Here is an 8,917-nt window from a genome sequence, read left to right as displayed (position 1 = left end):
CACTATAGCTTCGGCGTCTGCCGCGTCGTTCTTTTGGCGCTTTACGAACGGCTTCACATATTGCGGTGCGATCAGTTTCACTTCATGACCAAGCCGGATCATCTCGCGGGCCCAATAATGCGCGCTGCCACAGGCTTCCATGACGACCACCGCAGGAGGGTAATTGGCCATGAATTTGTAAAATCCATGCCGCGACAGCTTTTTCCGGAACAGCACCTCTCCCGTCATCGTCGCAGCATGTAGCTGGAAAACATTCTTTGCCAGATCCACTCCAATCATCATATCCTTCGTCATGGTTGCCGTCCTTTCCGCTCTGTGGCTGTAAACACCACTATATTGGCACATTGTGATGCCGTCTGGGGAGGGCGGCAACCACCCCATCTGATTCGAAAGTTTTCATATGATATCAGCCCCTTGCGAGAAGTCTACTGACGCGTCGTATGTGAGCGACGAGTAGCCACGTTGTCGGGCAAATCTTCGGGCGGCTCGTATAGATCATAGTGTCCAAGTTTTTGGAGCCGCATAATCACATAGCCTTCGAATATTTCATGATCACCTGGAGCCGTTGGATCAGGGCCATGACCGTTTTCCTCAATCCATTGCTCCAATACCTGTGCGCGGACAAGGGAATACGCACGGCTTAATTTCCGAACGGATAAAAAGGGGCAAAAAGACCGCGAAATCGTGCAAGTTGGTTGCTAATTGGTTGCTAGAAGCAAACAAGGCCCTAGCCGTTTCCAGCTAAGGCCTTGTAAAGAATGGTGCCCGGGGGCGGATTTGAACCACCGACACGCGGATTTTGAATCCTCCTAAAAAGTGTTGATTTACTTATATTTTTCAATATGTTAATTGATTACTTATCACCATTGTAGAAAATGTCAAATATTCGAATAAAATCGCTACAAACCCTTATAATCCAAGGGTTGTAATGAAACCACACTCGGATTATGTTTGGGGGGATTTGGGGGGATTTTGCCCACCATGAGTTTATCAAATGAGGTTATTATGCCACGTTTCGCGGGTACACCTTGGACAAACCCATCTAAGGAAATTGAGGTGTATCAGGAGCCAAATGACAAGGGTGTTGCTTCGTTCCACTATCGTCTAAATGTAGCTGGACAGAAGGGGCGTCCCAACCGCTCTATGGCGGCTGAGTTTAGGTATTCACCAGCCCACTATCACCGTCTTAAAAAAAAATACCCAATTAACGACCCTTGCACACCGCCTGACGAAATAATGGAATTGGCTCAACGCATCTTGAGCCGTGCCAAGGATGATATTTCCAAAAAGAAAAAATACCTTTCGTCAAAAAAGACACCAACGCTCACCGTCGCCGCTGATAAATTCATTCTCAAAATGGAAGAAGATGTTGAAAAAGGTTTAATTGGTCAACACAAACTCACCAGATATAAAGGTGTGCTGAAGCGATATGTCATTGACTACCCCTTGTTCAACAGAAAGATCGATGAAATTGACACTCACGATATGATAGAGTGGCAATTATGGCGAGATGATTATTGGGTTGACGGTCCCGGTATGGACATTGACGCCATAGAGGTTGAACGCAACAAAAAAGTCATACTCCGCACCATAACTGATTCCGAACGTCGTCCCCCCGCACAACAAACAAAAGTAAAAGAGAAGTCGTATATCAACGCGGTATTCGAATGGGCATCCCTACCACCGCGTCGGTGGTGTAATGGTAAGATTATCTGGAAGGCTAACATTGATCGAGTCAATACCACCCCGGTGAAAAAAACCGCACACTTCACTAGTCAGGAATGGGAAGACTTCTCCGCCAAAGCCGCCAAATACATCGAAACAACCAAATCCAATACGCCACGCGGACGTATGTTCTATTACCGCCGTCACCTGTGCTTCATGTTCGCTCAATTAATGAGAGCGTATGGTTTGCGTGTTGCAGAGTGCTACTCATTAGTCGGTAATGAAGTGTATCAGGTACAGGAAAACGGACGGGCGGTTTATCACCTAGCAATCGGTAGTGTAAAACGCCAAGATTCAAAAATACATCAACGCGAAATTGGTCCCGCTCAAGATCAAATAGATAACGCAAACGCCATCATTAAAGCTTTACCTGTGATCTACAAAGAAGCATATGGGATTGTTCTAACACCCGCCACACCACTTTGGATGCAAGAAGATGGTTCACAAGTGAAGAGTTTCTATCGTGTTTTTAAAACGATGTTGGAGCAATGCGGCTATTTGTTTGATCGTCATGGCGACAAGCGAAATCTCACAAGTGTTCGCCACGCCACGTTCACCCACGAAATTCTACACGGCACTAACTCAATGGCTGTTATTGCCGCATGGGGTGGCACCAGTGAAGACGAATTACGCAAGACTTATAACCATGCCTTCAAAGCTCGTGAAAGCACACAATCAAGACCATCCGCTTTCGCCTGAGTAAGAAGGCGGCAATCAATGACACGTCGGTTGTTCACAGCGGTCATACTCAAGTTACGTCGGGAAAGGATGTGTCTCCTTCAGGCACCCCATGAACTACATAATCATCGTATTCATTAGCCATATTGATATCCGCATATACCGATTACATCCCTTTTGCGTATCAGGGAAATCACCGCTCTCGAACCTTTGTTTTATGCGGGGTCCGAGAGGGTGATTTCCGCCGGGTAAACCGTATAGGGTTATTTTGGGTTTCGACGAGAACGTTGTTTGGCTGCGTTGACCGCTTTGAGCCTATTTTTGGACGAACTAATTACAATCATCAATCGTTACGGGGAATTTTTTTGTATCGAATGTAATCTCGTCAAGTTCCTCAATGTCATCAGGAGCAAGGCGATTAATTGCCGCGATAATGGCGGCTCGTGGTGATGTGGCGTGTACATCAATAATATCGTAGTGTTCTGACTTGAACTTAACCCCTACTTCCCACAACCAGACTTCTTCATATTGAGGCAAAGGAATTTTGTCATTATATCCGCGTTCCCACCAAATCAATGACAGGGATGATCCATTCGTCCAGCCGGGTAGTTTGGGGCGGTGGACACGCAAGCGACCACGCTCACCAAAACCACTTTCCAAAATTAGTTTGACCGTTAAACGTAACCCGAGGGCTGTTTCGTTAATTAAAAATGCGACGTTGTTGGAAATCCTGAATGAATGGGTAAGGAAAGCCCGCAACACGGGGGTAGAGTACGGTGGGTTTGTGATTATCCAATCAACCGGTTCATGGAAATCGAAAAAATCTTTCCCCTCGGTAATTTCACAGTACAGCTTTTCGCACCCGGCGGGGAAGTTGTCATAGAAAGCTCCGTTTCCACGGCATGGATCGAGAACCCGTCCAGTCGGGTTGAGGTACTCGATCAAAAACTTGGCGAGCGGGACAGGTGTGTAGACGACATCACCAACAATTTTCTTTTTTGCTTTCTTCTTTTTTGCTTTGATGGTTTTTCCTTTGGTCATGACAGGTCTCCTTGGGGTTTCACCCTCAATCATTTATGCAAGGTTGAATAATTGGGATTAGCACCCCTTGTACTTCATAGCCACGCACTCACGGGCAAGTCGTTGGGCGGTTTCAAGCTGAATGGCGGTCATTTTTGTCTCAACAATATCTCTATTTTTTCTCGCATTCTCATAACCTTGTGATGAGGCAATGTTCAACCACATATGAGCATGTGAGTAATCTTGTAATGTTCCATTTCCATTGTAGAGCATCAAACCCAGATTATTCTGAGCAGGTATAACCCCCTGTTCGGCGGCAAGGGTGTACCACTTCAAGGCAGCTTTGTAGTCCTGCGTCACACCTTGTCCATTATAGTACCTCAAACCCAGATTATACTGAGCAGATGCATTTCCCTGTTCGGCGGCAAGGGTGAACCACTTCACGGCAGCTTTGTAGTCCTGCGTCACACCTTGTCCATTATAGTACATCACACCCAGATTGATCTGAGCAGGTGCAACCCCCTGTTCAGCAGCAAGCGTGTACCACTTGATGGCAGCTTTGTAGTCCTGCGTCACACCTTGTCCATTATAGTATATCATACCCAGATTATACTGAGCCATTCCATACCCCTGTTCCGCTGCAAGGGTGTACCACTTCACGGCAGCTTTGTAGTCCTGAGAGACGCCTTGTCCTTTATCGAACATCACACCCAGATTATTCTGAACATCTGCCCGCCCCTGTTCGGCAAGAGGTTTCCACTCTCGCAAGACAGTCGCATAGTCTCCCCTTTTGTATGCCTCCTCGCCTTTTTGGAAATCAGCCGCAGACGCAGAATTTCCAACCACCAACGATAGGAGCAGGAGAGGGAGAACGAGCAGGTGTTTCATCTTGGTATCCCCTTTAATCATTTATCACACCATGAACCACGCTTACCGCCCGTGTATGGACGGGCAAGTTTCAATTCCATAAGTCGATCTGCGACGTTGAGTTTATCAACCGTCACTGTAGCCAGCACCCGTTCCGCATATTTCCCATGCTGAATATCTGTGAGTTGGATAGTCCCGCCATTCAACAAACTCCCAAGTGCGACCTTGGCTTCGTGGGCTAAACGAATTTCAGCTTCACACTTCCCTTTTAGCTCAGGCGTATCGATACCGTTGATCCTGACTGCGACGTTGATGGTTTGACCAAGCCAAATACGTGCTTTCACATCAATGGTATCACCATCCCGTACACTCACTAATTCTGCGGGGATCGGACCGACAAGAATTTCCTTCGCTTGTGCGGGGATGGTGATTAGGATGAGGGCGAGTAAAATTATATAATTCATTTTTTGAGTGTACAGAATGCGGGCAATAATGCGACCTCTATTATTGGGGCGGATTATGTTGGTGCGGTTGAATGGATCGGCAATTGTACGCTAGAAACTCATATCCCTGTGGGGGAAGATGATCACCTAAATATCTACCTCTTGGCTTGTTCGTAGGTCTCGCACTCGGCACCCCCCTCTTTAACGCATGTCATTGAGTAATCACTAAATAGCTTTTTTGTATTTGTGCAAACGTCTGGAAGTTCCTTCATGTTTTTGTCTTTGATGAGCGAAAAGCACATTTTCAAAGCAAAGAGAAAATCTCCCGCAGATTTATCTTTTGGGTAGAGTGCCATTCTTATATATACACTATCGGGAATACCTTTTTTTAAAACGGGGCATCCATCAATTACATATTTTTTATCGTTGAAGACATAGTACATGAGGTAGGGATTTTTGCTTGCCCATTCTCCAGCACCCTCAATGTGTTGATGTAAGTGGTTTAGAACCAGTTTTTCACGCTCAATCAGGTAGTCTTTTAAAGATGTCGAAGTAGTCTTTACCCGTAACATCTGCCTGATTTTGTCGTAATGTTGCTTCGCCTGCTGGTACATCCTGTCAACATATGGTCCGCATGGACTTGCGGTAGCTGAAAATGGAATCGTCAATAACATCAAGCCGATCAATAATGCATGTCGTTTTCCCATTTCGCCCCCACATTTTTTGGTCACCCACATGAGAAAAGAAATTCTTTGACTAAATCAAAGTCAATAAACGAGACCACCTTAAAGTAATTTAAATTTCGTGCAATCATCTCAGATGCATCTCACCGTCTGATTATTTTCCAGTGGAGGATGTCGTGAGGATGTCGAATAGAGCAAACACCTAACCTATTTGTGTTAATCACTCGTGGTCTGAGAGTGGAGGATAGCGATTTCGAATCTGCAATATTCGATCAATCGAATCCTGAGTTGCTTTTTTGCAATCCCCAACAGGATCAGTATGACCACGAATATTCCATTTGATCATCCGCACCTTATCGAGTGCGAGATAGACGAGTTCCTGCATACGGCGGCTTTCACGGTTCACAACAGGGGTTGGGATGTACCCGCCCCCATCCTCTTCAAGAGAACGAAGGTAATCGGCACCATAGCGGTGGGCTTTTTGAAGCCGCATTTCTTCGGCATAACAGGCGTTCACATCATCGAGGGTCTTGGCGGCATGATCTCGGCGTTCCGCCCAATCTTGAATGGTCATATCGTCGTGGTCAAAATGCTTTTCGAGGTATCCTGCTTGAACAGGGGCTGGCACACTCAGAAACAAACCAACGACAACCGCTGCCAGCATCCCAGACTTTACCAACTTGTTTTTTAACCGTTGTACCGATGCTGGGCTAATGGTGGTTTTTCTCGCTGTTGCACGAACACCAGTCCCTCTGATGAGTTCTGCTCTCGCTATTTGAATTTGGGATGGGGGTACAGGGGGACGACCAAGACGTTTTCCCTGTGACTTCGCCTTATTCAAACCAGCCTTAACTCTCGTTTGAATTAATTGTTTCTGGAATTTGAAGAACACCTCACTTGCCGCGATAAATGCTGCCGCGGCAGCGGACGACGTATCCATATTTTGTTGATGGAGATAGAGGTGAATGTCCTGCTCACGAATCTTATCAAGGAATTTTATTAAATCGTAAAGGCTGTGTGCGAGGTGATTGATTGTCCACGTACCTTCAACGCAACGCGACCATGGAGGTGCAAAATGAGAATTTATGAAGTCATCGATTTACCCCTACACGAACAGGTTTTTGAATTTCTAAGATTGAACAGATTGATTTCCAACCGTGCTGATTTCTCTCGAAATTATCTCGGCAGGTCGCGAAGCTATTTGAACACGATCCAGTACAGCGGGCATCTCCCGTCAACGGATGCTATGACCGTATTATCGGAACGACTCGAATGGCTGGTCGGCACCGACATCACGGAGGGGACGAAGACCGAGGTATTGCTTTATAAGACTAAAATTGATCACATCTTGAATTCACGATGATGAACATCTTGAAGTGCTGGAGTTATGTTGGTGGTCATTGATCAGTTTGTGATTTTGCCATCATTTATTAATCCCAAACTATTGACGGTTTTTCATCTTGTGCGACAATTCTTTAAACAAGGAGAAAACGCACATGCTTAAATTTAAATTTTCAGATCAAAAACCCGCAACCGCAATTGAGCGTCGTCAACGCTCGCCCATGGACATCTTTATCGAAACAATTGAGTTGCAAACTCAAGCCGTAAAAGCTGAGCAGAGCGGTAAACCGCTGCTGATCAAAAAACAACGCTATGCAAAAGTGGATGGGCAATCACAGAAGGTCGAGAAGGAAATCAAAGTTCGTCCTTGGTGGTGGTCGTCTGTTGATGAAAATGGCAAGACCAGCTTCAACATCACGATGCGTTATGGGTCACAGATCATCGCTATCGAGGACAAACCAACCATCGTCGCTGGTCCCGACCTCAACGCCGTCGAAAAGACACTGGTGTTGCTCCTCGATGCGGCGAAGAAGAACGACGAGCAATTGGTCAAAGCGGTCAACGCAGCCAAACAACGTTCTCGTCGAAACCCAAAATAACCCTATACGGATTACTCATTGGAAATCACCCTCTTGAACCCCGCATAAAACAAAGGTTCAAGAGTGGTGATTTCCCTGATACGGAAAAGGGATGTAAGCGGTATGGGTCATTTGGGAATTGGAAAATCAATGTACCCATACGGATGTTCGAATTCATTTGCGAACGCCTGTGCGACCACCGGGTCATCAATATACCAAGTACGTGGTGCTAGAGCATTCTCGTCAACTAAAGCATCGGCTTCATTGCTGTCGAACATCCACTCTCTGTCATCATCGCAGTGCCTATATAGCCATTCGCATACATCGTTAAACCGATGTGGGGAAATAACTACTTTCATTCGTTTGCTCCTTCTTATTAGGGTTTGGTGATGACCCATTGTAAGAACCGACCATCTCAAATTTCATTATTTTTTTTCAGGTGATGAAATGACCAAACGAGTTGCCATATACGTTCGAGTATCCACCGATGGTCAAACCGTCGATAATCAACTCGCCGATCTCAACGCAGTCGCCCAACGTATGGATTGGGAAATCGTACATGTGTACCGCGACGACGGTATCAGTGGTGCCAAAGGCAGAGATCAACGCCCTGGCTTCAACGAATTGCTCAAAGGGATCACCCGTCGTGAGTTCGATCTGATCGCCGCCTGGAGCGTCTGTCGCATCGGCAGATCACTCAAAGACTTAATCGGATTCCTTTCAGAAATCCATGAACGTGATATTGGGCTGTACCTGCACAAGCAAGGACTCGACACCTCAACCCCATCGGGAAGAATGATGTTCCAGCTATTGGGCGTATTCAGTGAGTACGAGCGAGCCATGATCCAAGATCGAGTTCGTGCTGGTGTGCAACGAAAGATGAAAGACCCCACCTACCACCATGGTCGCCCATCCACCAATAAGACGAAACTCGATGCCATTCGTGATTTCCTACAGCAGGGGAATGGTATCCACAAAACGGCAAAGCACGTCGGGTGTGGTGTCTCCGTGGTACAACGGGTCAAGCGGGATATGATCTCCGTGAAACACTCATAGTCGAACTATTAGTGAAAATAGGGAGGGCAGAACGCCGTTGGCGTCCGCCCGCACCATCGGTGTCGTTCCGCTTCGCTGCACGACACCTCGGAGCAAACTAAATCCAAGGGGGGTGATCGACGCCGAAGGCGTCTCAACCAAAAACAACCCCTATTCAGGGATTCTAATAGTAATAGGTAGAATCCCTGAATACCATATGTTTTTTGATCTAGGGGACGGAGGGTGCGTGATTGAGCGAAGCGACAACACCCCCCGCCGACCCCTCGTGCGATGAATTCATCAAGGCATCACGACGACGACAACACATCTACACCGAAGTGCTGGTGAAGCTGACACTATGTCGGTGGCGGACACGCCATAACCCTCCTCGCATAAATAATACTGCATCAGCAGTAACGAGGAGGAATACCAATGATAAAATTGACAGAAATTTTTGATGAATTATTCAAACTTGGGGTTGTTGAAACGCAAACTGAGTTCTCAGAGTTTTGTGGAAAAAAACCAAGTTGGTACAGCAGCACCATTT

The 8,917-nt window shown here is 46.4% G+C and carries 10 protein-coding genes and 1 pseudogene; 4 read left to right on the top strand and 7 right to left on the bottom strand.

What is annotated here, in order from left to right; genetic code table 11:
* Window positions 1-294: pseudogene (locus BEN30_RS14590) on the bottom strand (IS110 family transposase); the annotation flags it as partial.
* Window positions 295-981: 687 nt separating this feature from the next.
* Here BEN30_RS14590 and BEN30_RS14585 point away from each other — a divergent pair.
* Window positions 982-2,424: a hypothetical protein gene (locus tag BEN30_RS14585; protein WP_069959070.1), complete on the top strand. Its 1,443-nt coding sequence runs from the start codon at window positions 982-984 to the stop codon at window positions 2,422-2,424.
* A 309-nt stretch (window positions 2,425-2,733) separates the two neighbouring features.
* Here BEN30_RS14585 and BEN30_RS14580 read toward each other — a convergent pair whose 3' ends face one another.
* The 5 genes from BEN30_RS14580 to BEN30_RS14560 all read right to left on the bottom strand — a co-directional run bounded on the left by BEN30_RS14580 (window position 2,734) and on the right by BEN30_RS14560 (window position 6,449).
* Window positions 2,734-3,444, bottom strand: coding sequence for a hypothetical protein (locus BEN30_RS14580; protein ID WP_139135052.1), 711 nt, complete (start codon window positions 3,442-3,444; stop codon window positions 2,734-2,736).
* A gap of 57 nt (window positions 3,445-3,501) precedes the next feature.
* The gene (locus BEN30_RS14575) at window positions 3,502-4,311 is read right to left on the bottom strand and encodes a tetratricopeptide repeat protein (protein WP_069959071.1); all 810 of its coding nucleotides are present in this window, start codon (window positions 4,309-4,311) and stop codon (window positions 3,502-3,504) included.
* 17 nt (window positions 4,312-4,328) lie between these two features.
* Entirely contained in the window at window positions 4,329-4,754 is a 426-nt protein-coding gene (locus BEN30_RS14570) for a thermonuclease family protein (protein WP_069959068.1), read from the bottom strand.
* Window positions 4,755-4,888: 134 nt separating this feature from the next.
* Complete coding sequence (locus BEN30_RS14565; RefSeq protein ID WP_069959067.1) at window positions 4,889-5,470, bottom strand: hypothetical protein; 582 nt, start codon at window positions 5,468-5,470, stop codon at window positions 4,889-4,891.
* 166 nt (window positions 5,471-5,636) lie between these two features.
* Window positions 5,637-6,449 carry a recombinase family protein gene (locus BEN30_RS14560; protein ID WP_281201844.1) on the bottom strand — a complete coding sequence of 271 codons (813 nt, stop codon included), beginning with the start codon at window positions 6,447-6,449 and terminating at the stop codon, window positions 5,637-5,639.
* Between the two features lie 42 nt (window positions 6,450-6,491).
* Here BEN30_RS14560 and BEN30_RS19245 point away from each other — a divergent pair, with 42 nt between their 5' ends.
* Complete coding sequence (locus BEN30_RS19245; protein WP_069959065.1) at window positions 6,492-6,779, top strand: DUF6626 family protein; 288 nt, start codon at window positions 6,492-6,494, stop codon at window positions 6,777-6,779.
* A gap of 133 nt (window positions 6,780-6,912) precedes the next feature.
* Window positions 6,913-7,356 carry a hypothetical protein gene (locus BEN30_RS14550; RefSeq protein WP_069959064.1) on the top strand — a complete coding sequence of 148 codons (444 nt, stop codon included), beginning with the start codon at window positions 6,913-6,915 and terminating at the stop codon, window positions 7,354-7,356.
* A 107-nt stretch (window positions 7,357-7,463) separates the two neighbouring features.
* Here the strand turns inward: BEN30_RS14550 and BEN30_RS14545 are convergent, their stop codons facing one another.
* Complete coding sequence (locus BEN30_RS14545) at window positions 7,464-7,694, bottom strand: hypothetical protein (RefSeq protein WP_139135051.1); 231 nt, start codon at window positions 7,692-7,694, stop codon at window positions 7,464-7,466.
* 88 nt (window positions 7,695-7,782) lie between these two features.
* Here BEN30_RS14545 and BEN30_RS14540 point away from each other — a divergent pair, with 88 nt between their 5' ends.
* Complete coding sequence (locus BEN30_RS14540; RefSeq protein ID WP_069959062.1) at window positions 7,783-8,391, top strand: recombinase family protein; 609 nt, start codon at window positions 7,783-7,785, stop codon at window positions 8,389-8,391.
* The last annotated feature ends 526 nt before the right edge of the window (window positions 8,392-8,917 follow it).

Source organism: Magnetovibrio blakemorei (genome assembly GCF_001746755.1).
Classification (GTDB): domain Bacteria; phylum Pseudomonadota; class Alphaproteobacteria; order Rhodospirillales; family Magnetovibrionaceae; genus Magnetovibrio; species Magnetovibrio blakemorei.
Note: the sequence above shows the minus strand (reverse complement) of the source record. Positions and strands in the feature narration are given on the sequence as shown.

What these genes read in the sequence shown, in the direction of transcription:
- BEN30_RS19245 (WP_069959065.1), top strand. Translation starts at nt 6,492, where the DNA reads ATGAGAATTTATGAAGTCATCGATTTACCCCTACACGAACAGGTTTTT.
- BEN30_RS14570 (WP_069959068.1), bottom strand. Translation starts at nt 4,754, where the DNA reads ATGAATTATATAATTTTACTCGCCCTCATCCTAATCACCATCCCCGCA.
- BEN30_RS14565 (WP_069959067.1), bottom strand. Translation starts at nt 5,470, where the DNA reads ATGTGGGTGACCAAAAAATGTGGGGGCGAAATGGGAAAACGACATGCA.
- BEN30_RS14550 (WP_069959064.1), top strand. Translation starts at nt 6,913, where the DNA reads ATGCTTAAATTTAAATTTTCAGATCAAAAACCCGCAACCGCAATTGAG.
- BEN30_RS14540 (WP_069959062.1), top strand. Translation starts at nt 7,783, where the DNA reads ATGACCAAACGAGTTGCCATATACGTTCGAGTATCCACCGATGGTCAA.
- BEN30_RS14585 (WP_069959070.1), top strand. Translation starts at nt 982, where the DNA reads ATGAGTTTATCAAATGAGGTTATTATGCCACGTTTCGCGGGTACACCT.
- BEN30_RS14575 (WP_069959071.1), bottom strand. Translation starts at nt 4,311, where the DNA reads ATGAAACACCTGCTCGTTCTCCCTCTCCTGCTCCTATCGTTGGTGGTT.
- BEN30_RS14545 (WP_139135051.1), bottom strand. Translation starts at nt 7,694, where the DNA reads ATGAAAGTAGTTATTTCCCCACATCGGTTTAACGATGTATGCGAATGG.
- BEN30_RS14580 (WP_139135052.1), bottom strand. Translation starts at nt 3,444, where the DNA reads ATGACCAAAGGAAAAACCATCAAAGCAAAAAAGAAGAAAGCAAAAAAG.